This is a genomic window from Streptomyces sp. NPDC048002, from assembly GCF_040653275.1.
Classification (GTDB): Bacteria; Actinomycetota; Actinomycetes; order Streptomycetales; family Streptomycetaceae; genus Streptomyces.
In genome coordinates, this window is the sequence record NZ_JBEZNL010000001.1 from 271009 (window position 1) to 295856 (window position 24848).

The following is a 24848-nucleotide window of genomic DNA, read 5'->3' on the forward strand; positions in this document are numbered from 1 at the left end:
CGCTCACCACCTCTTGATGGCAGTGAAGAACGGGGCCGGGGCGGGCGCATGCCCCGTAGGGCGAACGGGTGACGGCAGGCACCGGGGGCGCCGGGTGCCCGTGACGATCGGGCACCCGGCGCCCCGGATCAGCGGGAGTAGCGCATCAGCGCGCGCACCATGTGGCACGTGGTGTCCGACGGCGGGTGGACTCCGATCAGCTCCGCCGTGTCCCGGATCGTCTCGTTGCGGGCCTGGTTCGGGACGTGGACGCCCGAGTCGAGCAGGGCTATGGCGAGGCGCAGGGCCTTGAGCCGGCGGTTGTGGGTGATGTACCAGTCGCGCGGGCGGCCGGCGGGCAGGGGGCTCTTGGCCAGCGGGGCGTACGGCAGGTCCAGCAGGACCGGTCGCTTCGCGGTGGACTGGGTCGGCAGCGGCTTCGGCTTCAGTGCGGCAGCGGGCACGGGCATCCTCCTGTCGCGGTCGGGGCGCCGTCCGTCCGGACGCTCCGGCGACACCCTCGAACACTTCTCATATTCTACTGCCCCGCACTGACAATGAGCAGACCGCGCATGTCATCAAATGCGCAGGTGGGAAAGGTACTTGAGAACCCGTCACAGCAGCTCGGGGAGTGACTCCTGAGGCGCGGGGAATTCGAACAGAGCGGCTCCCGGAGCGGACCGTCTACGGTGTTCGCCATGGAGATCTGGATCAACCCCGCCTGTTCCAAGTGCCGCGGCGCGCTGACCGTCCTGGACGCCGAGGGCGCCGAGTACACCGTCCGGCGCTATCTGGAGGACGTGCCCGGCGAGGACGAGATCAGGGAGGTGCTGGAACGGCTCGGGCTGGAGCCGTGGGACATCACCCGCACCCAGGAGGCGGCGGCGAAGGAGCTGGGGCTGAAGGAGTGGGCCCGCGACGAGGCGGGCCGGGAGCGGTGGATCGCGGCGCTGGCGGCCCACCCGAAACTGATCCAGCGGCCGATCATCACCGCGGACGACGGCACGGCGGTGGTGGCCCGCACGGAGGACGCGGTGCGCGACGCGCTGTCCCGCAAGTGAGGTGCGCGGCGGGTGGGGCCCGGTCGTGAGCGGGACTCAACTTCCCTGTGACATACGTTACTTGAAGTCGTTCGCGTGACCACTGAGTAACTTCGTTCGGGATCTCGTACATAGCGGCGTACTCTCCCCCGACTCCCAGGAGGCGCGCATGTCGCGTAGGAGAACGCTCAGCACGAAGAAGAAGGTGGCCCTGCTGGTGACCGCCGCGACCGTGGCGGGAGGCGGCGCCTTCGTCATGGCGGCCACCTCGAACGCCGCGCAGTCGCCGAAGTCCGCGGCGGAGTCGACCGTCTGCCAGGGACTCGCCACCGCGCTCGGCAACAACCAGCGGTTCATCGAGGGGCAGAAGGCGAGCCCGGACGCCCAGTCGCAGGCCCGCATCGCCAACCGCGAGGCGGTCATCGCGCAGATCAAGGTCCAGCAGGAGGCGTCCGGGTGCGTCGTCGGGGAGTCGGCTCAGGGCTCCCAGGCAGCACAGCCGGCCACGCCTCCCGCCGGGTCCCAGCAGTCGGCGCAGCCCGCGCAGCCCTCCCAGCCGGCCGGACAGGCGCAGCCCGCGCAGCCCGGTTCCGGACAGCAGGTCTGCAACGGCTCCACCGTCACCCTCTCCGGTGAGGGCGGCGCTCCGGCCGCGTCCAGCAACCAGTTCCCCGCCGGGACGAAGCTGAAGGTCACCAACCTGGACAACAACAAGTCCACGACGGTCGAGGTCACCTCGGTCTCCGGCTCCTGCGTGCTGCTGAACAACGCGGCCTTCGAGCAGGTCCGCGAGCCCGGCAAGTTCCTGATCCGCCGGGCCGTGATCGAGAAGGTGGGGTGAGGCCGAGGTCGCCGGGGAGGGGCTGAGGCGATACGTCGGGCCGGGGGGTTCCTGACGTCTCCGCCTCGCGCCCCCGTACGTGTCAGGTGTCCTGCCGCTCCCGGCCGGGGGCGGCAGGACCCGCGTGTCCGGGGTCCGGGCCCGCCCGCCTCGGGTGCCGGGCCGTCGTAATCCCATCGCATACGAGCCCCGCGCCCCGGGGCGCGCGCCCCGCCCGCGGGGCTCCATCTGGCCCCTCACAGCGTGAGTCGCGCCACAGCACCACCAGGTAACACGGGGTTCACATTCGAGCAATGACCGGGAAATCGCCTGTTGACAGGCTCGCGGGCATCGAAGGCGGCGCCCCAGTGCCGCAGCGCCGCAGCACCCGCAAGTGCGCCTAGAGACCCACCCCGAAGGATGTGGCCCGTGAGCTTCAAGGCTGAGTACATCTGGATCGACGGCACCGAGCCGACGGCCAAGCTGCGCTCGAAGACCAAGATCCTTGGCGACGACGCGAAGGGCGCCGAGCTGCCGATCTGGGGCTTCGACGGGTCCTCCACGAACCAGGCCGAGGGCCACTCCTCGGACCGCGTGCTCAAGCCGGTCTTCACCTGCCCGGACCCGATCCGCGGCGGCGACGACATCCTCGTGCTGTGCGAGGTCCTCAACATCGACCTCACGCCGCACTCCTCCAACACCCGTGCCGCGCTGACCGAGGTCGCCGAGAAGTTCGCCTCCCAGGAGCCGATCTTCGGCATCGAGCAGGAGTACACGTTCTTCAAGGACGGCTACCCGCTCGGCTTCCCCAAGGGCGGCTTCCCGGCCCCGCAGGGCGGCTACTACTGCGGCGTCGGCGCGGACGAGATCTTCGGCCGTGACGTCGTCGAGGCGCACCTCGACAACTGCCTGAAGGCGGGTCTGGCGATCTCCGGCATCAACGCCGAGGTCATGCCCGGTCAGTGGGAGTTCCAGGTCGGCCCGGTCTCGCCGCTGGAGGTCTCCGACCACCTGTGGGTCGCCCGCTGGCTGCTCTACCGCACCGCCGAGGACTTCGGTGTCTCCGCCACCCTCGACCCCAAGCCGGTCAAGGGCGACTGGAACGGCGCCGGCGCGCACACCAACTTCTCCACCAAGGCGATGCGCGAGAACTACGAGGCGATCATCGTCGCCGCCGAGTCCCTCGGTGAGGGCTCCAAGCCCCTCGACCACGTCAAGAACTACGGCGCCGGCATCGACGACCGTCTGACGGGTCTGCACGAGACCGCCCCGTGGAACGAGTACTCCTACGGTGTCTCCAACCGCGGTGCCTCGGTCCGCATCCCGTGGCAGGTCGAGAAGGACGGCAAGGGCTACATCGAGGACCGCCGTCCCAACGCCAACGTCGACCCCTACGTCGTGACCCGCCTCCTGGTGGACACCTGCTGCTCCGCCCTGGAGAAGGCCGGCCAGGCCTGATCCGCGGCCTCCCGCGTCAGCACGGAATGAGGGGCGCTCGCCATTACGGCGGGCGCCCCCTTCTGCGTAAGGTGCGCCTCATGGAGATCGACAACGCGCCGGACCTGGCCGATCTGCTGGGGGCGATGGAGTCCGAGGACGCCCTGGTGCGCGACGCCGCGCTGGAGTGGCTCGTCTCCGCCTCGTGGCGCGAGGACGACCTCGCCGCCGCGACCGCCCGCGCGGTACCGGAACTGGCCCGCCTGGCCCGGGAACTGCCCGATCACCGGGCGGAGTTGCTGGTCCTGCTGAGCGATCTCGCGGACCGTGACGACTGGCCGGACGCGACCGCGCCCGCCCGGCGGGAGGTGGCCGCGGAACTGCCCTCGCTGCTGCCGTTCGCCGAGGACCCCGACCCCGCGGTCCGCGACGCCGTGCTGCCCCTCCTCGTCGCCTGCCGCCACCGGGGCGCCGTGCCCCTGCTGCGGGACCGTCTGGCGCGGGAGAGCGACCCGGCGGTACGGGGGCACACCGTCACCGCGCTGGCGCTGCTGGAGCCCGACCGGTCCGGCTGGCGGCGGGCGCTCCTCACCGACCCCGCGCCCGGGATACGGCTGGCGGCCGCCGAGGACCTGCTGCGCACCGCCGAACCCCCCTTCCCGGACGACCTGGTGGACGTCTGCGCGCAGGCGTACGCGGCCGACCCCCACGAGCTGGACGAGGCGTACTGGGCCCCCGCGCCCCACCGGCGCTTCACCGAGCGTCTCCTGGACGATCCGGACGCGGCCGTGCGCGCCACCGCCGGCGGCGTCCCGCTCGCCTTCGAGGTCACCGGGCGCTGGCGGGACCGCGAGACCGACGTCCTGCCCTACGCCCTGCGCGACCTGGAGAAGGGCGACGGGGACCTGTACGCGCTGGCCCGGCTCACCTGCGCGCTCCCGGCCGAGCTGCGGGCGCCGGTGCGGGACCGGGTCCGGCCCCGGCTGGACGGGGACCTCGACGAGCGGGCCGCCGCGATCACCGTGCTGGCCCGCGCGCACGCGCCGGAGGCGATCGAGGAAACGATACGGCTGGTGGACGGGGCGCCCGGTCCGTCCGGCGGGTACGGCCTGACCCGGGCCGTCCACGCGGTCGCCGACGCCTTCGGCGCCGACGCCCTGCCGGTGGCGCGGGCCGTCGCCCGGCGCATCGGGCACACCCACGCGGACGTGCTCCGGGTCCTCGGGCGCTACCCGGAGGTCGCCACCGGGGTCGTGGACGAGATCGCCGCCCTGGTGCCCCGCTACGAGGGCGGCCATGCCTGGGCCGCGATCGCCGTGCTCGGCGAACTCGGCCCCGCCGCCGGGGAGGTGGCCGTCCGGGCGCTGCGGGACGAGGTCACGCGGGGCGACCACCCCTCGGTCGCGGTGTACGCCGCCGAGGCCCACCACCGGGTCGGCGGGGACCCCGCGCTCGCCCTGTCGGCCCTGGACCGGAAGGGCCCGGAACGGTTCCCGGAGCTGACCGCCCGGCTCGGCGCGGCCGGCGCGCCCCTGCTGCCCCGGCTCGAACCGCTGCTCGCCCCCGGCCATCCGGCCGGCACCCGGGCCGCGGTGGCCCGTGCGGTCTGGCGGATCACGGGCCGCATCGAGGACACCGTGGAGCCCCTCGCCCGCCGGGCGGCGGCCGCCGACGCCCACCACACCGAGCGGCTGGCCAGTGTGACCGCCCTGACCGAGACGGGTCTGCTCCCCCGCTTCGCCCTGACCTCGCTGCGGGCGACGGCCGAGGCACCCGGCCGCGCCGTGCACGACCTGAGCGCCGGCAGCGGCCCCCACCCGGACTACCGGCTGCGCTCCGCCGTGCGCACCTTGCTGGCCACGGCACACGTCGTCGACTGACCCGCCGTCTGCTCTGGGCAGAGTCCCTTCCCCCCGCACCGGCCCGGCGTGCAGAGTCGGGGGCATGAGACTTCTGGTGCTGGGCGGGACGGAGTTCGTGGGTCGGGCCGTGGTGGAGGCCGCGCTCGGGCGGGGCTGGGACGTGACCGTCTTCCACCGGGGGCGGCACACGGCCCCGGCCGGGGTGCGCGTCCTGCACGGCGACCGCACCGCCGAGGGCGGACTCGCGGCGCTGGCCGAGGGCGAGTGGGACGTCGTCGTCGACACCTGGTCCTCGGCGCCCCGCGCGGTGCGGGACACGGCACGGCTGCTGCGGGACCGGGTCGGACGGTACGTGTACGTGTCGAGCTGCTCGGTGTACGCGTGGGCGCCGCCCGCCGGATACACCGAGGACGCGCCGGCCGTGGCGGACGCCTCCCCCGACGCCGAGGCGACCGCCTACGCCCAGGACAAGCGGGGCGCCGAACTGGCCGTACTGGAGGCCTTCGGCGCGGAGCGCTCGGTGCTGGCGCGCGCGGGGCTGATCCTCGGCCCGTACGAGAACGTCGGGCGGCTGCCCTGGTGGCTGAACCGGATGGCGCGCGGCGGCCCGGTGCTGGCCCCCGGCCCGCGGGACCTGCCGATCCAGTACATCGACGCCCGTGACCTCGCCGACTGGCTGCTCGGCGCGGCGGAACAGCGGCTGAGCGGGGTGTACACGCTGATCGGACCGTCGGGGCACGCCACGACGGGCACGCTGCTCGAAGCGTGTGCCGAGGTGACCGGCGGCGGGGCCGAACTGCGCTGGACCGAGCCCGAGGTGATCCTGGACGCCGGGATCGAGCCCTGGGTCCAGCTCCCGGTGTGGGTGCCGCCGCACACCGATCTGCACGACGCCCTGCACTCCGCCGACGTCTCCCGGGCCGTGGCCTCGGGTCTGCGCTGCCGTCCGGTTCAGGAGACCGTGGCCGACACCTGGAGCTGGCTGCTCGGGCTCGGCGGGACGGCCCCGCTGCGGCCCGACCGCACGGTGAAGGGGCTGGACCCGGAGGTCGAGGCGAAGGTGCTGGCCGGGGCCGGGGGTGCACCTGGCACCACCCCCTGATCCGGGGGCCCGGCCCCGTGACCCGCTCCGACGGTGCGATCACACTGGGCGCATGACGAAGACAGAGACGAAGAGCGGCGGCCGGGCCCGGGGCATGGTGCTCGCGGGGGTGCGGGGGCTGGGACTCTCGCTGGTGCTGCTGCCGGGGGCGGTGCTCTGTTTCACCCTCACCCTGGTGTCGATCTCCCTGATACCCGTCGGCGTGGGGCTGATGACGACTCCCCCTGTGCTGAAGGGGGTCAGGGCGTTCGCCGACTGGCGGCGGGTGCTGGCCGCCGAGTGGTGCGGGGTGCGCATCCCGTCGGCGTACCTGCCGGTCCCCCAGGGCGCCAACCCCTGGGAGCGCACCTTCGGAATGCTCCGCGACCCGGCGACCTGGCGGGACCTGCGGTGGCTGGCGGTGGACATGTCGGCGGGATACCTGACCGCGCTGCTGCCGGCGGTACTGCTGCTGTATCCGCTGGAGGGCTTCGCCCTCGCGATCGGCATGTGGCGGATCTTCCCCGACGACTACTGGTACGGATTCGTGCCCGTCGACGGACAGGCTTCGGCCCTGGGCGCCGCAGCGCTCGGCGCCGTGATCCTCCTGCTCGCGCACCTCTACAACACCCGCCTGCTGCGCGCCCACTTCCTCCTGGCCCGGACTCTCCTCACCCCGAGCCAGAGTCAACTCGCTGAGCGCGTAAGGGTATTGACCGAGACCAGGCAGGACGCCGTGGACAGTTCCGCAGCCGAGCTGCGGCGCATCGAGCGGGATCTGCACGACGGGGCACAGGCCCGGCTGGTCGCCATGGGCATGGACCTCGGCACCGTGGAGATGCTCATCGAGAAGGACCCGGAGCAGGCGAAGCTGCTGCTCGCCCAGGCCCGCAGGTCCTCCGCCGACGCGCTCGCGGAACTGCGCGACCTGGTGCGGGGCATCCATCCGCCGGTCCTCGCCGAGCGCGGACTCGGGGACGCGGTCAGGGCGTTGGCGCTGCGGATGCCGGTGGCCACCGAGGTGACGGTGGAGCTGCCGGGGCACGCCGGGGCGCCGGTGGAGTCCGCCGCCTACTTCGCCGTCAGCGAGGTCCTGACCAACGCCGTGAAGCACTCCGGCGCCGACCGGATCTGGATCGACGTGCACCACTCCGCCGAGGGCGGCGGCATGCTGCGGATCTCCGTCACCGACAACGGCGGGGGCGGCGCGGTGATCGGCGCGGGTTCGGGGCTGGCCGGGGTGGAACGCCGACTGGGTACATTCGACGGCGTCCTGGCCGTCGGCAGTCCCGCGGGCGGTCCCACCATGGTCACCATGGAGATCCCTTGCGCGTTGTCCTAGCCGAAGACCTGTTCCTGCTCCGCGACGGGCTGGTCCGGCTGCTCACGGCCTACGGCTTCGAGCTGGCCGCCGCGGTGGAGAGCGGACCCGAACTGGACCGGGCGCTCGCCGAACTGGAGCCGGACGTCGCCGTGGTCGACGTCCGGCTGCCGCCCACCCACACCGACGAGGGCCTCCAGTGCGCGCTGCGGGCCCGCCGGGCGAAGCCCGGATTCCCGGTGCTGGTGCTCTCCCAGCACGTGGAGCAGCTCTACGCCCGCGAACTGCTCGCCGACGGGCAGGGCGGGGTGGGCTATCTGCTGAAGGACCGGGTCTTCGACGCCGACCAGTTCGTGGACGCGGTGCGGCGGGTGGCGGCGGGCGGCACGGCGATGGACCCGCAGGTGATCCAGCAGCTGCTGAGCCGGCGGGCGGCGGACGAGCGGCGGCCGCTGGACCGGCTGACACCGCGGGAGCTGGAGGTGCTGGAACTGATGGCGCAGGGCCGTTCCAACGCGGCCATCGCCGGCCAGCTCACCGTCACGGAACGGGCCATCGCCAAGCACACCTCCAACATCTTCGCCAAGCTGGACCTGGAGGTCTCCGAAGACGACAATCGCCGCGTCCTTGCGGTTCTCGCGCATCTGGACCAAGGCCGCTGAAATAGCAAGCCCCGAGCGGCAGTTGCCATGAAATTGTTGAGACACCTGAACACTCCCGGGACTCCGTCCGTATGGATGGGAGCCGCTTCACTCCTGTCGGGCGCCTCGCTGCCCCGCAAGGAAGTCAGAGGAGTTCCATGGGACGCAACACACGAAAACGCCGTACGCCGCTGGCCACCAAGGCCATTGCCGCATCGGCGGCCCTAGCGCTCGGTGGGGGCGGGCTGGTCTGGGCGAACTTCTACGCATCCGCGCACGAATCCGGCTCGGACCAGAACCGTACGAGGTCCGCCGGGGCGCAGATCGCCACGATCCAGTGCCCGGACGTGGGCCAGCAGATCACGGACGTGCCGGACGGCGCCCGCTCGGGTGTCGACCGGGAACTGGCCAACCTCGACAAGCAGATCACCGAGGCGTACGCCAGGCTCGCGTCCACCCGCCGGGCCCAGGCGGGCGACTCGGGATTCGTCCAGAACGCGATCCTCGGTCCGCTCAAGAGCAAGCGCGTCGCGACGATCGACCGCATCCGGATCAACATCCAGCGCGCGGGCGGCGACTGGGCGAAGGAACTGCAACAGAGCGCGCCCTGCACCGGGGTCCCGGTCGAACAGCCCCAGCCCACCGACGGCGAGGGCGACCAGAACGGTGACGGCCAGAACGGTGACGGCCAGAACGGTGACGGCCAGCAGGACGGCGGCCAGCAGGACGGCGGCCAGCAGGACGGCGGCCAGCAGGACGGCGGCAACGTCGGGGACAACGGCAACGGTGCCGCGGGTCCCACGGCGGACGACTTCGTGAACATCAACGACGTCCAGCCCAACTCCCGCGACCTGCCGAACGGCCTCGCCGCCAACGGCAACTCCGGTTCCCGGGGCAGCTTCACCACGAAGTGCGGTGTCAACGAGAACAACCTGTTCAACAGTGACAACATCATCGTGGCCCCGGGCGTCGACAACGGTGCGCACCACACGCACGACTACGTCGGCAACCAGGGCAACACCGCCTTCGCCAGCGACGACGACCTCGCCAACGCGGCCACCACCTGCCGCAACCAGGCGGACCGGTCGACGTACTACTGGCCGGTGCTGCGTCTTCAGGACGGAACCCAGGAGTTCGACGCGAACGAACTCGGCGGTGGCGCCGAGGGCAACGTCGGCAAGATCCTGAAGGCCCGCCAGGCGGATCTGAGGTTCGTCGGCAACAAGCAGAGCCAGGTCGTGGCGATGCCGAAGTTCCTGCGCATCATCACCGGTGACGCCAAGGCCTTCACCAACGGGCTCAACAACGCCAACACCTCGTTCAGCTGCACCGGCTTCGAGGACCGGCAGGTGACGGACAAGTACGTGATCTGCCCGGAGGGCAGTTCGGTGGTACGGACGTCCAACTTCCAGAGCTGCTGGGACGGTCAGAACATCGACAGCGCCAACCACCGGGACCACGTGGCGTTCGTCCAGGCCGACGGCAGTTGCCCGAACGGCTTCCAGGCGATCCCGCAGCTCCAGGCCCGGCTGGTCTACGACGTGCCCGCGCCGACCGTCGAGAACGGTCAGGTGCGCAACCCGTACGCCGTGGACGGCTTCCCCGAGCAGCTGCACAAGCCGATCACCGACCACAACGACTTCATCAACGTCATGAGCAACAGGCTGATGAACAAGGTGGTCAACTGCATCAACTCCGGGCGCAACTGCCGGTGACGCACCACGAGGAAGCCGGCGGCGGGATCTCCCGCCGCCGGCTTTCGCGTGCCGTCCGCGTCCGGCCGAGCCCGGTCAGTGCCCCGCGTGCGCGGAGGACGTGCCGTGCTCCGCGTGGTTGAGGCCCACCTCGATGTCCCCGCCGAGCGTGCCGCGCAGCTGGTCGAGAACCTCCTCGTGACCGACTGCGACCCACTTGCGGCCGACCAGGTAGAAGCCGCCGTAGTCCTTCGCCGTATTGATCCACTCGCGCTGGCCTCGATCGGTGGCGAAGGTGGCGAGGACGTACCTCTCCTTGCCCCGCTCACACAGGGCCTGGCGGATGGTGTCGGCGTCGGTCTGCATGTCCGGCGCGCACTTCACCTCCGCGGCCAGCTGCTCCAGACTGCCGGAAGCGGTCCGCGGCACGCTCTCCGCGTCGCCGCCGGAGCCGCACCCCGCGAGCAGCAGCGCCGCCAGCGCGGCGAGCATCGGTCGGGTCACCTTCATCTGTTCCTCCATGCAGGGGCCTCCCGATGGATACGGCTCCCGCGGGCCGAGTGCTCAAAGCACCGACGACGGGCCGCGCGCCGGGCCACCCGGGTGGCGGTGACCAACCAACGGTTCGCTCGTTTGGCTGGACGTGCAGTCACAGGATGTCGCCCCGCGCCCCACCTCCGCATCGGCCCACGGTCCCGTCGTCGACGTCGGACAGGCCGAGGCGGCACTCGTCGAGCACTACCCCCGGCTGGTCCGGATCGGCTATCTGGTGCTGCCACCGGGGCTCGGCCGCAACCGGCGCGTCCTGACCGCCCACGCCCTCACCCAGCGCGCGCTGCCGCGCGGCCGGAAGTCCACCCCGGTCATCCCGGCCCAGTCCACCGGCCGTGACGGCGACCCCGGCTACGCCTTCGTCCGGCTCCAGGTGGTGCGGGCGGCGCTGGACGCGGGCCTGCCGCTGACCCTGCGGGCCCTGCCCAGGCGGGCCCAGCTGCCGCAGCTGCTGCCCCAGGTCTGGGGACTGCGGCTGTTCCCCCGCTCCGGCGGTGCCGAGGAACTGGCCCTGGACCAGGAGCTGTCGGCGCTCACCGGTCCGGCGCGGGCGGCGTACGTGCTGCGCGGGCTGGAGAAGCTCCCCGACGGCGACGTCCGCAAGGTGCTGACGGCGGCCGGGGTCGCGGACCCGGACTCCGCGCTCCGGGAGGCCGACGCCCTCACCGCGCGGTACCCGCTGCTCGACTCCCCCGAGTTCGACCCCTGTTCGCTCCAGGCCCGGCCGACCGATCTGATGCGGCGGCGCCAGCACACGAAGGCCGCGCTGGTCGCGGGGGCTGCGCTGGTGGTGTGCGGGGCGCTGCTCGGGCTGCCCGGCGAGGGCTGGGGTCCCGACGGCGCGGCGGCGCCCTCGTACGCGCGGAACCCGGCGGCGCAGGCCGCGCTCGATCCGAGCCGGCTGGTGAAGGTCGCCCCGGCGGCCTGGCAGTCCGCCTCCCGCACCGACTTCTCCGTCTGGCCCGCGCGCGGTGAACTCACCTCCGACCGGGCCCTGTTGCGCCGCGCGCTCGCCGTCTGGGCCCGCCCCGGCGAGAGCGTCCGGGTCTCGGTGACGCCCGGCACCCCCTCCGGCGGCCCCGCCGGACCGCCCCAGCTGCTGTACGCGGGCACCGTCGACAACGCGCGCGTGGTGATCCTCTACGACGGACTGCGCATCGCCCGCTACGCCGAGCCGAAGGACGGCACGGCCGGTGCCGCCCTGGACTTCGCGCGGGTCGACGGCGCGACCGGCGCCGAGGCGAGCGCCCTGGTGCTGGGGCGGTCCGACGGCAACGTCCGCTATCTGACGGCGCCGTGGGTGCGGAAGACGGAGGAGCGGGACCTGCTGAAGCCGGGTTCCGGGGCGATGGCGCTGACCCTGACCGACGGGGTGACCTCACCGCTGGCGTCCCCGGCGGCGCAGCAGTCGAACTGCGCCTCGTGGAACGTCCTCCAGGTGACCGACGACTCGGGTACCCGACTGCTGTCGGACCTCGGGGAGCTGGTTCCGGCGCGGCTCACCACCGGGCGGCCGGGTTCGACCGAGGACGCCTCCGGGGCCGGGGCGCTGCGCACCTGGGCGCCGTACGCCTGCTCGCTGTCGGCGGTGCGGGCGCAGGGGGTGCGGACGGTGAACGCCTGGGAGTACGCGCGCCAGCCGCTGCCGGACGCGAGCGGCTCGGCCGCGTGGGTGTGCACCCGCGCGGAGACCTGGCGGGGCGGCGGCACCCGGGTGCTGGCCCAGTTCCGGACGCCGGGCGGCGCGTTCGGGGCGGTGGCGGCGAAGGCGGAGAACGTGCCGGCGTGCGGGCCGCGTGATCCGCATGTGCTGGCCGGGGTGCTGTGGAAGTCGCAGGCCGGGTCCTGGTACCTGCTGGCGGCCGGGAGCCGGGACACGGCCTCGGTCCGGACCTCGGGCGGAGTGAGCGCCTCCGCCGAGGGCAGGCTGCTGACCGCGGAGACCGAGCAGGGCGCGCAGGCGGAGCTGACGGGCACGCTGGAGGACGGGCGGGAGATCACCGGTCTGCACTGACCGCCGAAGAAGTCGCCGCACGAGGGTTTCCCCAGCCCCTACCCGTCAGTACATTGACGTCATGTCTAACAAGCAGGTCCGGGTGCCCCGGCCCGTCGAGGACGAACGGACCGCGCTCAAGGCGCGCAAGGTGTCCTTCTCCTGGGAGGACACCCCGTTGCACTGGGTGCCGGGGGATCCCTTCACCACGCACACCATCAATGTGCTGCATCTGCTGCTGCCCGCCGGTGAGCGCTGGTTCGTCCATGTGTACAAGCAGGTCCTGCCGTACATCCGGGACGAGCGGCTGCGCGAGGACGTCATCGGCTTCATCGGCCAGGAGGCCATGCACTCCCAGGCCCATGACGAGGTGCTGCCGCACCTGAAGGAGCTGGGCCTGGACCCGACTCCGTACACCGCGCAGGTGGACTGGCTGTTCGAGAAGCTGCTCGGGGACCGGACCCTGCCGCCGGGCCGGCCGCGCCGGTGGTGGCTGATGGAGCGGGTCGCGCTGATCGCGGCCATCGAGCACTACACGGCCTTCCTCGGCGACTGGGTGCTCAACGCCGGGGAGCTGGACCGGCGGGGCGCCGATCCGACCATGCTGGACCTGCTGCGCTGGCACGGCGCCGAGGAGGTCGAGCACCGGTCGGTGGCCTTCGAGCTGTTCCAGCACGTCGACGGGGGCTACGGGCGGCGGGTGCGGACCTGGGCGACGGCGTTCACGGCGCTGGTGTTCCTGTGGCAGCGCGGGGCCCGCTTCTTCATGGCGAACGATCCGACCCTGGTCGACGGAAAGGCGAGCTTCCGTGCCTTCCACGTCCGCGGCCGGCGCGGGCTGCTGCCCTCGACGGGCGCCATGCTCCGTTCGATACCGCGCTATCTGAGCCGCGAGTACCACCCCTCCCAGGAGGGTTCCACCGAGCAGGCGGTCGCCTATCTGGCCTCCTCCCCCGCTGCCGTCGCCGCCCTCGCCGCGGAGAAGGGGACGCTGTGACCGCCCGCCTCTCCACGGTCGCCCTCGCCGCCGGTGCCGCGCTGCTCGTCCGGCGCGCGCTGCGCCGGCGCATCCAGGACTCCCCGCTGTGGCCGATGCCGGCGCTGGCCGAACCGGTCTCCGGGCGCCCCCGGTCGCGAGCGCTGCGGCTGCGGGTGACGGCGCACGAGCGGGTCGCCGAAGGGGTCGTACGGCTGCGCCTGGAAGGAGCCGGTCTGCCGCGCTGGGAGCCCGGCGCCCATCTGGACCTGGTGCTGCCGTCGGGGCTGGTCCGCCCGTACTCGCTCTGCGGGGACCCGGAGGACACCTCGTCGTACACCGTCGCCGCCCGGCTGGTCGAGGACGGGCGGGGCGGTTCGCGCGAGGTGCACGAGCGGGTCCGGGCGGGGACGGTCCTGGAGGTGCGCGGGCCGCGGAACCGCTTCCCGCTGGTGCCGGCGGAGTCGTACGTCTTCGTGGCCGGGGGCATCGGCATCACCCCGGTGCTGCCCATGCTGCGGGCGCTGCCCGAGGGCGCCGACTGGCGCCTGCTGTACGGCGGGCGGACGCGGGCGTCGATGCCGTTCCTGGAGGAGGTCGAGAAGCTGGACGCCGGGCGGGGCCGGGTGACGGTGGCCGCCGAGGACGAGAGCGGACGGCCCGACCTCGACGCGCTGTTCGCCGGGGTGCCCGAGAACGCGGCCGTGTACTGCTGCGGCCCCGAGGGGCTCATGGCGGCGGTGGAGGAACGGGCCCCGCGGGTGCACCTGGAGCGGTTCGCGCCCCGGGCCCGGGTGGCGGGGGACGTCCCCTTCGAGGTCGAACTCCGGCGCAGTGGACGGACGGTGACCGTCCCGGCCGGCTCCTCGGTGCTGTCCGCCGTGCGCGCCGAGCTGCCGAACACCCTGTACTCCTGCGAGCAGGGTTTCTGCGGGACCTGCCAACAGCGGGTGCTGGAGGGCGAGGTGGACCACCGGGACGAGCTGCTCACGGACGCGGAGCGTGACGGTTCGATGCTCATCTGTGTCTCGCGCGCCCGGGGTGAGCGGCTGGTGCTGGACATGTGAACACCCGCGGCCGGAGCGGCCCGTTCAGGGGCTGAATCCGATCGGTAAGGTGTTCGTATGAGTACCGGGGTACGCCGCAGGATGGGTGTCGAGGAGCGACGGCAGCAGCTGATCGGTGTCGCCCTCGAACTCTTCAGCCGCCGCTCGCCCGACGAGGTCTCCATCGACGAGATAGCGTCGGCCGCGGGCATCTCCCGCCCGCTGGTCTACCACTACTTCCCCGGCAAACTCAGCCTGTACGAGGCCGCGTTGAAGCGTGCCTCGGACGATCTCGCGTCCCGGTTCGTGGAGCCGCACGACGGTCCGCTCGGCGCGCGGCTGCTGCGCGTGATGCGCCGCTACTTCGACTTCGTCGACGAGCACGGCCCGGGTTTCTCGGCGCTGATGCGCGGCGGCCCGGCGGTCGGCTCCTCCACCACGAACGCCCTCGTCGACTCCGTACGGCAGGCGGCGTACGAGCAGATCCTGGCGCATCTGCGGGTCCAGGAGCCGCCCGCGCGGCTGGAGCTGGTGGTCCGCTCCTGGATCTCGCTGGCCGAGTCCACGGCACTGATCTGGCTGGACGGGCGGCGCATCCCGCGCGCGGAGCTGGAGGTGCAGCTGGTGCACGACTTCGCGGCGCTGGCCGCCGTGAGCGCCGCCTACGACGAGGAGATGACGGCGCTGCTGCGGCGTGTCCTGCGGGACGAGCCGGCGGACGGCCCGTTCGGCGACCTGGCCGCCCGCCTGATCGCGCTGGCGTCCTGACGGACCGGCCTCAGAGCTCGGCCTTGCGGTAGGACGGGTCGAGGTCGCGGACCTCGGCGGACAGGTGCAGCCGCAGCCCGTCCAGCGGCTCGACGTGCTTGCGCAGCAGGTCCACCACCGCCTCGGTCAGCAGGGCCTTCGTCTCCTCGCTGCGCCCGGCGAGCAGGGCGAGCGTGACCTGGACGATGGCGTGGCCCTGGGAGTCGGCGCCGACCGCCTCGGCCTCGGTGCGCAGGACCCGCGTCTTGCACGCCTCCAGCCGCGCGGCGGCGATCTCGACGACGAGCGGGTGCAGCGCGGTCGCGAAGCCCTCCCAGTCGACGTGGTCGAGCGCCGGGGAACGTTCGACGGTGATCTGCGGCATGAGCACTCCTGTTCTACGGCGGAAACAGAAGCACTGTAGGGCCTGTCCGGCGGATCCCGCCGGACAGGCCCTACAGGTGAGACCGGGGTCAGCCGGCCCGGGTGAACACCGCCACCGTACGGGCCGGGACCATGAAGGTGCCCGACTCCTCGGCGTAGGCGGACTTCTTCACCACGGCGTCCGAGCCGGCGGCCTGCACCGGGTGCAGCCGGTAGCCGGTGCCGGCCAGGCCGGCGATCCGCTGGTCCCGCTCCTGCGGGGTGGCGTTGAAGACGACGACCAGGTCACCGAGGGACATGGTGATCACACCCGGCGTCTCGTCCGTCCCGGACAGCGGGAAGGCGAGCCGCTCCTGGACCCGTTCGGTCGTGCCGAGCGAGAACGCCCCTTCCGTCGAGCGGATCCTGAGCAGGTCCCGGTACGCGGCCGAGGCCCCGTCGATCTGCTCGCAGCCCACCTTCACCGTGCCGAGCAGCGGCTTGGCGTAGGACCACTTGGACTGGTTGTCGGCGGCCATCGGCAGACCGCGGCCCATGCCGTTGCCGTCGGCGCAGTTCCAGTGGATGGCGTTGAACCAGTCGCCGCTGTCGTAGGAGTTGCGGTCCAGCGACTTGGAGCGCAGCAGGTCGGTGCCCGCCTGGGAGAGCGCCGGGCCCTGCGAGAGGGTGGCGGTTGCCATGGCGAGGACCTGCATCCGGGCCCGGTCGTCGGCGCTCGTCGTGGCCGGGAGCTTGAAGGCGAGCGCGTCGAACAGGGACTCGTTGTCGTGCGCGTCGGCGTAGGCGAGGGCGTCGCCCGGCGCGTCCGCGTAACCGGCGGGCTGGCCGTTGTAGTCGACCTCGGCGCCGCTGACCTCCTTGCCGTCGGTGTCGGTGAACCGGTACGCGGCGAGGTTCCCCGACAGACCGACCTTGATCAGGTCCTGGTAGTGCAGCAGCCGGGCCTTCTGCTCGGCCGTGGTGCCGTTGTTCACCGAGGAGTTGGGCTCGTTGTACAGGCCGGAGGCGAAGCCCTGGACGCCCGGGTCCTCGTCGAAGGGCCCGCCGCCGCGCACCGCGTCACGGGCGCGGTCGGAGAAGGTGGCGATACCGGTTCCGGCCATGTTCTTCTGCGTGGCCTGGGTGAAGCGGGCGTCGTCGGCGACCTCGCCGAAGTTCCAGCCCTCGCCGTACAGGATGATCTTCTTGCCGTCGACGCCGTCCTTCTTCAGGGTGAGGGCGTCCAGGGCCTTGCGGACGGCGAGGATGTTCTCCTTCGGGTGGTGGCCCATCAGGTCGAAGCGGAAGCCGTCGACCTTGTACTCCTTGGCCCAGGTGACGATGGAGTCCACGACGAGCTTGCCCATCATGGCGTTCTCGGTGGCCGTGTTGGCGCAGCAGGTGCTGTTGGCGACCGAGCCGTCGGCGAGGAGCCGCTGGTAGTAGCCGGGGACGATCCGGTCCAGGACGCTGGTGGCCGCCTGGCCGCTGGAGGCGGTGTGGTTGTAGACGACGTCCATGACGACGCGCAGGCCGTCCTCGTTGAGCGCCTTGACCATCTCGCGGAACTGGACGTTACGGGCCGTGCCGTCGGGGTCGGTGGCGTAGGAGCCCTCGGGGACCGTGTAGTGGTACGGGTCGTAGCCCCAGTTGTAGGCGTCCTTCGCGGCCGCCTTCGCCACGCACTCCTGCTGGCGCTCGGAGTCGGCCGGGAACGAGGCCAGGTCGCAGTCGACGGTCGCCTGGTCGGCCTTCTTCTCGGGGATGGTGGCGATGTCGAACGCGGGCAGCAGGTGCACGTAGGAGGTGCCCGCCTCGGCCAGCTCGCGCAGGTGCTTGGAGCCGTCGCTGAGCTTGTCGGTGAAGGCGCGGTAGGTGCCCCGGTTCGAGGCGGTGGAGTCCTCGACCGAGAAGTCGCGGACGTGCAGCTCCTGGATCTGGGCGTCCTTCAGCGGGACGGCCCTGGGCTTGGTGTACGTCGACCAGCCCGCCGGCGCCAGCGACCTGTCCTTGAGGTCGACGACGAGGCTGCGCTCGGAGTCGGCGGTCAGGGCGACGGAGTAGGGGTCGGTGACCTTGTTGGTGACGACCTCGGCGACGCTCGGCGCCCACACCTGGACGACGTACCGGTAGGGCTTGTTCTTCCAGGACGGGGAGCCGGTGACGGACCAGACGCCGGTGGCGGAGTCCCGCTTCATCGGCACCAGGGAGCCGCCGAGTTCCAGGGAGACCTTCTGCGCGGTGGGCGCCCACACGGAGAGCGTCGGGCGGCCCTTGCCGAAGGTGGGCCCGAGGTCGGCCTTCGTCGCGTCGTACAGGTCGTCCAGGACGCCCGCGATCTGCACGCCGGTCGCGGTGAGCACCGCGCCGTTGGCCGCGCGCTGGGAGGCGACGACCTGACCGCGCAGGGCCTCGCGCACCCGGTCGCGGTCCCGCGGGTCGACCGTCCAGGCGGTGTACGCCTTCAGGTGCGGGAACTTCGCTTTCTGTGCGTCGGAGAGGGTGGACTTGTTCAGGCGCAGCCACCGCTGGTCGTCGCCGGTCAGGGCGCCGTCCTCGACGGCGACCGAGCCGGTGCGGGAGTAGACCAGCTGGGTGGAGGCGGCCGCCTCCGAGCCGTTCCAGGCGAGGGTGTTCCGGTCGATCCAGACCGCCTTGGAGGTGGTCAGGTCGAGGGCGGCGGCGCTGCCCGCGGGCTGCGGCAGCAGGTACTTCTCCTGGCCGCTCACCAGCCACACCTCGTGCCCGTTGGCGTTGAGGTCCAGCGACTGGTCGGCGGGCAGGTCCTTCTCGTCGCCCTTGTGCAGGATGTAGCTGAGGCTGGTGGCGCCGTCGGTGAGCGGTACCTCGAAGACCGAACCATAGCTGTCAGTCTTCACCGGCTTCAGCGGGTTCGACCACTCGGTGGGGTTCGCGGCACCCGTCCAGACGTGCAGGCCCCAGCCGTCGTAGTCGCCGTCGGCGCGGTGGTAGTGCAGTACGGCCTTGGACTCGTCCTGCGCCGGGTACTCGGGGCGCTCGGTCCGCACCTCCTCCTTGCCCTGCTCGATCCAGATCTCGCCGCTCCTGGTGACGTCGATCGTGCGGTCGGCGGAGACGTCCTTGTTGCCGTCCTTGTCGATGACGAGGAACCCGATGTTCGAGGCGCCGGGCTTGAGCTTGACGTAGGCGAAGGCGCCGTAGGCGTCCCGGCCGATGAAGGGGTGGCTGTCCGGCCAGTTGGTGGACTCGCCGTCGGCGAGGTCGCCCCAGGCGTACAGGCCCCAGTTCTCGTAGTCGCCGTCCGTGCGCTTGTAGTGGACGATCGCGTAGTCCCGGGAGGAGGCGGTGGGCGTCTCCTCGACGGGCGGGGTTCCGGTGGTGGAGGCGGCGGTGGCGCTCGCCGTGCGGCCGGCCGAGTCGATCACGACGGCCTTGTAGCGCAGGGCGGTTCCGGCGGGGACGTCCTCGCCGATGTGGTGCGTGACCTTGTAGGGGGCGTGGTCGGCGGAGCCGAGCGTCTTCCACTTGCCGTTGCCCGTCTGGGCGGCGAAGACGACGCGGTTGAGCTGGCCTCCGTCGACATCGGCGCCGATCTCCACGGTGCCGGTGGCGCCGGCGGCCGGGGCGTTGAGCGTGACCGTCGGCTTGGCGGCGGGCGCGGCGAGCCGGCCCGCGGCCTTGAGGACGATCGCGGAACCGGCCGGGACGGTGACGGTGATCTTCTTGTCGGCGTCCGAGGTCACGGAGGACTCGGTGCCGTAGAGGCCCTTGTAGCGCTGGCCGGCCGAGCCGGTGGCGAAGGTCGCCGTCCTCGCCTCGGTGGCGTTGTTGAAGGCGACGACGTACTCGGTGCGGTCGGTGGCGAAGCGGGAGAAGGCGTAGACGCCGGCTCCGTCGGCCGCGTGGCGCTCAATCTGGACGCCGTCGGCGAGCGCCGGGTTCGCCTTGCGGAGCTGGGCGAGGGCGCTGATCTGCCGGTACAGCGGGGCGCCGGTGTCGTAGGCGTCCTCGGCGTGGGTGGCGTCGGTGCCGATCCGGTCGTCGTCGAGGTAGTCGGCGGTCTTCGAGGCGAACAGGGTCTGGCGGGCGTCCTTGTCGCCGCCGGAGCCGGTGAAGCCCTGCTCGTCGCCGTAGTAGACGACGGGGTTGCCGCGGCTGAGGAACATCAGCTCGTTGGCGAGCTTCGCCTTCTTCAGCAGCTCCGCGTCGGTGGCGTCCTTGTCGTCCTGGTTCAGGAAGTACCCGATGCGGCCCATGTCGTGGTTGCCGAGGAAGGTGACCTGCTCGTAGGCGTTGGCCTTGTCGGTCGTGTACTTGTAGTCGGCGCCGAAGACACTCGCGAGCCGCTGCGCGCTGCCGCCCTGGGAGGCGTACTGGCGGGCCGCTTCCTGGAAGGGGAAGTCGAGGGTGGCGTCGAGCCGGCCCTGGGTCACGTACGGGGAGGTGATGTCGGTGTCGGCGGAGTACACCTCGCCGAACATGAAGAAGTCGTCCCGGCCCCGCTTGGCGGCGTAGGCGTCGAGGGCGGTGGCCCACTGGGTCCAGAACTCCATGTTGACGTGCTTCACGGTGTCGATCCGGAAGCCGTCGATGTCGAAGTCCCTGACCCAGCGCTGGTAGATCTTCTCCATGCCCTCGACCACCTCGGGACGCTCGGTCCACAGGTCGTCGAGGCCGGAGAAGTCGCCCTGCTCGGAGCTCTCACCGGCGAAGGTGGAGTCGCCCCGGTTGTGGTACATCGTCGGGTCGTTGAGCCAGGACGGCACCTTGTTGTTCTTGCTCACCTTCGGGGTGCGCGCGAAGGAGTCGGAGTCGGTGTCGGGGAAGTCCCGCTCGCCGTCCGCGTAGTCGGTGTCGTCGAAGGGCTCGCCGTCCTCGGTCAGGTACGGGAAGGCGCCCTTGGAGAGGTAGTCGTAGGACTTCTCCTCGTAGTCGACGACGTCGGCCGTGTGGTTGGTGATGACGTCGAAGTAGACCTTCATGCCCTTGGCGTGCGCCTTGGTGATGAGGGTCTCCAGGTCCTTGTTGGTCCCGAAGTGCGGGTCGACCTGGGTGAAGTCGGTGATCCAGTAACCGTGGTAGCCGGCCGAGGCGTTGCTGCCGGTGCCCTGCACGGGCTGGTTCTTGAAGATCGGCGCCATCCAGATGGAGGTGGTGCCGAGGCCCTTGATGTAGTCGAGCCGCTTGGTCAGGCCCTTGAGGTCACCGCCCTGGTAGAACCCCTTGTCGGTGGGGTCGTAGCCGGTGGCGAGCCGGGTGCCGGTCAGACCGCCCTTGTCGTTGGCGGTGTCGCCGTTGGCGAAGCGGTCCGGGAGCACGAAGTAGAACTGCTCGCGGGTGGATTCGTGCCGGGCGGGCTCGGCGGCGAGCCTCGCGTCGGACGGCGGTGCGGGCGGGGTCGCGGCCCGTGCCGCGAGCGGCTGGACGAGTGCCGCGGCCAGAGCGGTCACGGTGACCGCGGCAACCCGTCCCGCCTGCGAGGTTCTGCGCCTGGGCGGCGCCGGCCATCTCGGTATCAAGACGTGGACTCCTTGCGATGTACGGCTCTGCGGGTCCGACCCCGCGCGACCGTATCGCCGTGGAAAGGTTTACAGCAAGAGTCTTGAAACAGCTGGAAAATGTTTTCAGCGGGCCGAGTTGGCCGGGCGCCGGTTCAGCAGCTGCTCTTGCCCGCGTAGAGGGCCAGAGCGGTGTTGGCGCCGAGGGTGGCGGTGAACTGCCCGCTGGAGTTCACGGTCACCGTGGTGTTGTTCTGGACGTTGCAGTACGTGCCCGCGGCCAGCGAGGTCTGGTAGGTGCGGCTCAGGCTGCCCGACTCGTGGTTGATGGCGACGTAGCCCTTGCTGCCGCGGCCGAAGGCGATGGCGTCGGCGCCGTTGTCCCACCAGTTGGTGACCGCCTGGCCGCGGGTGGCGTTGCGGAAGGCGACCATCGACTTGATCTCCGGCCAGTTGTGCTGACACTTCCAGCCGTTCTGCCAGCAGGCGGTCACCGAGCCCCCGTTGGGCGGCCCGGCGTCCGTGTCGGAGAACTCGTAGCCGGAGTTGATGTCGGGCGCGCCGTAGGGCCAGGCCAGCATGAAGACGTTGGCCAGGGTGTAGTTGGCGCCGTCCTTGTAGCTGAGCGTGGAGCCGTTGCGCTCGGTGTCGTGGTTGTCGACGAAGACACCGGAGACACCGCTGCTCATGTAGCCCCAGCCCTCGCCGTAGTTCTTCAGGTAGGCGAGGTTCTCGTTGTTGAAGACGCGCTTGAGGTCGTAGGCGTAGCGGAACTCCTGGACGTCGCCGTTGCCGGTGTACTCGGTGGGCTGGACGGCCTCGCCGCTGCCGAAGATGACCTCCTGCTTCCAGTACGCGGACGGGTTGCTCAGCCGGGACTTGATGTTGGCGAGGTCGGCCGTGTCCATGTGCTTCGCGGCGTCGATCCGGAAGCCGTCGACGCCGAGGGAGAGCAGGTCGTTCATGTACCCGGCGATGGCCGAGCGGACGTAGCTCTCGCCCGTGTCCAGGTCGGCGAGGCCGACCAGTTCGCAGTGCTGGACGTTCCAGCGGTCCTGGTAGTTGCTGATCTGGCTGGTGCAGTCGTCGAAGTCGTAGGAGGAGTACAGGCCCGGATAGGCGTACTTGGAGTACGACGAGCCGCCGGTGCCGGTGCCGCTGCCCGCGGACATGTGGTTGATGACGGTGTCGACGACGACCTTCACCCCGGCCGCGTGGCAGGTGGTGACCATGTTCTGGAAGGCCGTGCGGTCGCCGAGCCGGCCGGCGATCTTGTAGCTCACCGGCTGGTACGACGTCCACCACTGCGCGCCCTGGATGTGCTCGGCGGGCGGCGAGACCTGGACGTAGCCGTAGCCGGCCGGGCCGAGCGTGTTGGTGCATTCCTTGGCGACCGAGGCGAAGTTCCACTCGAACATCACGGCGGTGACGTCCTTGGTGCCGGGCGGGGCGGCGTGGGCGGTTCCGGGGACCAGGACGCCGGCCGCGGTCGCGGCGAGCGCGGTCGCGGCGACGGACCATCTCGATATCACGGATGACTCCTCGTGGGGGAGGCCGGGCTCCGTTGCCCGGCGTCCGCGGAACGTACCGCTAACGAAACCGTTACAGCAAGGTCTTTGAAACTCATAGCAAGAGTTTTCAAGCAAGCTCTTGACGTGCCCTTCTCAACTCCCTCACTCTCACCACTGGTTGAAAGGCATTGAATCCAACTCCCCCATCCGGAGCCGCACATGACGCACAACCGACCCCCGGATCCGCTCCGCCGGCGTGCCGCGAGCCTGGTCGCCGCGGGTGCCCTCGCGCTGGCCGGCGCCGTCGCGCTGCCCGCCTCCCCCGCCCACGCCGACGCCACCGCCTCCGGCGACGTCATCGCCAACCTGTGGTCCTACAACTGGGACTCCGTCGCCTCCGAGTGCCAGGACGTCCTCGGTCCGAACGGCTACGGCGCGGTGTGGGTGGCCCCGCCCTCCGAGTCGCTCAAGCAGACCAACTACTACTGGTGGGACGTCTACCAGCCCTACTCCTACGAGCTGAGCGGCCGTTTCGGGACGGCCGCCGAGTTCGCCTCGATGGTGGACGCCTGCCACGACGCGGGCGTGAAGGTCTACACGGACGCGGTGATCAACCACACCGCCGCCCAGACCGGCACCGGCTACAACGGCACCACGATCAGCAACAAGTACGACACCCCCGACTGGGACCCGGACGACTTCCACACCTCGGCGGAGTGCAACGACTCCGACCTGATCATCGACGACTGGTCCAACCTCACCGAGATCCAGAACTGCGAACTGCTCGGCCTGCCGGACCTGGAGACCGAGGACGACGACGTCCGCTCCGGCATCGCCGCCTACCTCAACGAGCAGCTCACGCTCGGCGTGGACGGCTTCCGGATCGACGCGGCCAAGCACATGCCGGTGGCCGACCTCAACGCCATCTGGGCCAAGCTGGACAACACGACGGCGGGCGCCGAGCCGTACATCTTCCAGGAGGTCTACCCGGGCTCCACCCCGGCCGCCTCCGACTACTACTCCACCGGCGACGTCCTGGACTTCTCCTACGCGAGCAAGGTCAAGTCCTCGTTCCAGGGCAACATCAGCGACCTGGAGTCGCTGCCCTCCTCCGGCGCGCTGACCCCCGCCAACTCGGTCTCCTTCGTGACCAACCACGACACCGAGCGCAACGGCCTGCACCTGAGCTACAAGGACGGCGACACCTACCGGCTGGCCAACATCTTCCAGCTGGCCTACAAGTGGTCGACGCCGACCGTCTACTCGGGCTTCGAGTTCTCCTCCTCCGACCAGGCCCCGCCGAACTCGGGCGGCTTCGTCACGGACACCGACTGCTCGGGCGGCTGGTACTGCCTCCAGCGGGACACCGCGATCACCGGCATGGTGAAGTGGCACAACGCGGTGGGCTCGGAGTCGGTGACGAACTGGTCGAGCAAGTCGTCGAACGTGATCGGCTTCGGCCGGGGCACGGCCGGCTACGTCGCCCTGAACAACGGCTCCTCCGCGGCGACGTACACCTTCGCCACGGGCATGGCCGACGGCACCTACGCCAACGTCGTCGACAACGGCGCCACGACGGTGACGGTCTCGGGCGGCAGTGCGACGCTCACCGTGCCGGCGAAGGGCGCGATCGCCTTCTACGACGGCGAGTTCACCCCGTGCGACACGGCCTGCGAGGAGCCGGACGACGGCGGCACCACCGTGACGGCCACCTTCAACGAGTACGCGCCCACCACCTCCGGCCAGGACGTGTACGTCGTGGGCTCCATCGCGGCCCTCGGCGGCTGGAACACCGCGAACGCGGTCAAGCTCTCCTCGGCCGGATACCCCGTCTGGTCGGGCGCGGCGAGCGTGCCGGTCAACACGGCCTTCGAGTTCAAGTACATCAAGAAGGACGCCTCCGGGAACGTCACCTGGGAGTCCAACGCCAACCGGTCCGCCTCGGCGACGACTTCGGCGCTGACCCTGAACAACTCCTGGAACGTGGCGAGCGCGAACGCCACCGACGTCACCTTCAACGTCAACGCCACGACGACGCTCGGCACCAACGTCTACGTGGTCGGCTCCGTCGCCTCCCTCGGCTCCTGGAACCCGGCCGACGCGATCCCGCTCTCCTCGGCCTCGTACCCGACCTGGAGCAAGCTGGTGATCGTGCCGAAGAGCACGGCCTTCGAGTACAAGTACATCAAGAAGGACGGCTCCGGGAACGTGACCTGGGAATCGGGCACCAACCGGTCCTACAGCACCGGGAGTTCGGCGGGGTACACCGCGAGCGACACCTGGAAGTAGTGCGGTAGAGGCGGAG

The 24848-nt window shown here is 71.1% G+C and carries 18 protein-coding genes; 13 read left to right on the top strand and 5 right to left on the bottom strand.

Annotated elements, in window-relative coordinates; all coding sequences use genetic code 11:
- Nucleotides 1-128: 128 nt before the first annotated feature.
- The gene (locus AB0E07_RS01235) at nucleotides 129-443 is read right to left on the bottom strand and encodes a hypothetical protein (RefSeq protein ID WP_362245066.1); all 315 of its coding nucleotides are present in this window, start codon (nucleotides 441-443) and stop codon (nucleotides 129-131) included.
- 234 nt (nucleotides 444-677) lie between these two features.
- On the opposite strand from AB0E07_RS01235, the gene AB0E07_RS01240 reads away from it, so the two are divergent.
- From AB0E07_RS01240 to AB0E07_RS01275, 8 genes are all read left to right on the top strand, one after another.
- Nucleotides 678-1040: an arsenate reductase family protein gene (locus AB0E07_RS01240; protein ID WP_362245068.1), complete on the top strand. Its 363-nt coding sequence runs from the start codon at nucleotides 678-680 to the stop codon at nucleotides 1038-1040.
- Nucleotides 1041-1188: 148 nt separating this feature from the next.
- Entirely contained in the window at nucleotides 1189-1860 is a 672-nt protein-coding gene (locus AB0E07_RS01245; protein WP_362245070.1) for a hypothetical protein, read from the top strand.
- Between the two features lie 408 nt (nucleotides 1861-2268).
- Nucleotides 2269-3297: a glutamine synthetase gene (glnII, locus tag AB0E07_RS01250; RefSeq protein WP_362245072.1), complete on the top strand. Its 1029-nt coding sequence runs from the start codon at nucleotides 2269-2271 to the stop codon at nucleotides 3295-3297.
- Nucleotides 3298-3377: 80 nt separating this feature from the next.
- Nucleotides 3378-5156, top strand: coding sequence for a HEAT repeat domain-containing protein (locus AB0E07_RS01255; RefSeq protein WP_362245074.1), 1779 nt, complete (start codon nucleotides 3378-3380; stop codon nucleotides 5154-5156).
- Between the two features lie 64 nt (nucleotides 5157-5220).
- Nucleotides 5221-6240 carry an SDR family oxidoreductase gene (locus AB0E07_RS01260; RefSeq protein ID WP_362245076.1) on the top strand — a complete coding sequence of 340 codons (1020 nt, stop codon included), beginning with the start codon at nucleotides 5221-5223 and terminating at the stop codon, nucleotides 6238-6240.
- Nucleotides 6241-6292: 52 nt separating this feature from the next.
- Nucleotides 6293-7561, top strand: coding sequence for a sensor domain-containing protein (locus AB0E07_RS01265; RefSeq protein ID WP_362245078.1), 1269 nt, complete (start codon nucleotides 6293-6295; stop codon nucleotides 7559-7561).
- A complete protein-coding gene (locus AB0E07_RS01270) occupies nucleotides 7546-8202 on the top strand; it encodes a response regulator transcription factor (RefSeq protein ID WP_362245080.1) in 657 nt (218 codons plus the stop codon). Before AB0E07_RS01265 ends, AB0E07_RS01270 begins: the two co-directional genes overlap by 16 nt.
- 137 nt (nucleotides 8203-8339) lie before the next feature.
- On the top strand, nucleotides 8340-9896 hold the full coding sequence (locus tag AB0E07_RS01275; RefSeq protein ID WP_362245082.1) for a DUF1996 domain-containing protein: 1557 nt from the start codon (nucleotides 8340-8342) through the stop codon (nucleotides 9894-9896).
- 75 nt (nucleotides 9897-9971) lie between these two features.
- Here the strand turns inward: AB0E07_RS01275 and AB0E07_RS01280 are convergent, their stop codons facing one another.
- Nucleotides 9972-10385, bottom strand: coding sequence for a hypothetical protein (locus AB0E07_RS01280; protein WP_362245084.1), 414 nt, complete (start codon nucleotides 10383-10385; stop codon nucleotides 9972-9974).
- 133 nt (nucleotides 10386-10518) lie between these two features.
- Here AB0E07_RS01280 and AB0E07_RS01285 point away from each other — a divergent pair, with 133 nt between their 5' ends.
- The 4 genes from AB0E07_RS01285 (at nucleotide 10519) to AB0E07_RS01300 (ending at nucleotide 15210) form a co-directional block, all read left to right on the top strand.
- Complete coding sequence (locus AB0E07_RS01285) at nucleotides 10519-12441, top strand: hypothetical protein (RefSeq protein ID WP_362245086.1); 1923 nt, start codon at nucleotides 10519-10521, stop codon at nucleotides 12439-12441.
- Nucleotides 12442-12502: 61 nt separating this feature from the next.
- The gene (locus AB0E07_RS01290) at nucleotides 12503-13417 is read left to right on the top strand and encodes a metal-dependent hydrolase (protein ID WP_362245088.1); all 915 of its coding nucleotides are present in this window, start codon (nucleotides 12503-12505) and stop codon (nucleotides 13415-13417) included.
- Nucleotides 13414-14463 (top strand): PDR/VanB family oxidoreductase, encoded by a 1050-nt coding sequence (locus tag AB0E07_RS01295; protein ID WP_362245090.1) that lies wholly within the window; start codon nucleotides 13414-13416, stop codon nucleotides 14461-14463. Before AB0E07_RS01290 ends, AB0E07_RS01295 begins: the two co-directional genes overlap by 4 nt.
- Before the next feature lie 57 nt (nucleotides 14464-14520).
- Nucleotides 14521-15210: a TetR/AcrR family transcriptional regulator gene (locus AB0E07_RS01300; RefSeq protein ID WP_362245092.1), complete on the top strand. Its 690-nt coding sequence runs from the start codon at nucleotides 14521-14523 to the stop codon at nucleotides 15208-15210.
- Between the two features lie 10 nt (nucleotides 15211-15220).
- On the opposite strand, the gene AB0E07_RS01305 is transcribed toward AB0E07_RS01300, so the two are convergent.
- From AB0E07_RS01305 to AB0E07_RS01315, 3 genes are all read right to left on the bottom strand, one after another.
- On the bottom strand, nucleotides 15221-15574 hold the full coding sequence (locus AB0E07_RS01305; RefSeq protein WP_362245094.1) for an isomerase: 354 nt from the start codon (nucleotides 15572-15574) through the stop codon (nucleotides 15221-15223).
- 88 nt (nucleotides 15575-15662) lie between these two features.
- Complete coding sequence (pulA, locus tag AB0E07_RS01310) at nucleotides 15663-21053, bottom strand: pullulanase-type alpha-1,6-glucosidase (RefSeq protein ID WP_362245096.1); 5391 nt, start codon at nucleotides 21051-21053, stop codon at nucleotides 15663-15665.
- 134 nt (nucleotides 21054-21187) lie between these two features.
- On the bottom strand, nucleotides 21188-22564 hold the full coding sequence (locus AB0E07_RS01315) for an alpha-amylase family protein (protein WP_362245099.1): 1377 nt from the start codon (nucleotides 22562-22564) through the stop codon (nucleotides 21188-21190).
- A gap of 198 nt (nucleotides 22565-22762) precedes the next feature.
- On the opposite strand from AB0E07_RS01315, the gene AB0E07_RS01320 reads away from it, so the two are divergent.
- A complete protein-coding gene (locus tag AB0E07_RS01320) occupies nucleotides 22763-24832 on the top strand; it encodes a carbohydrate-binding module family 20 domain-containing protein (protein ID WP_362245101.1) in 2070 nt (689 codons plus the stop codon).
- Nucleotides 24833-24848 lie beyond the last annotated feature (16 nt).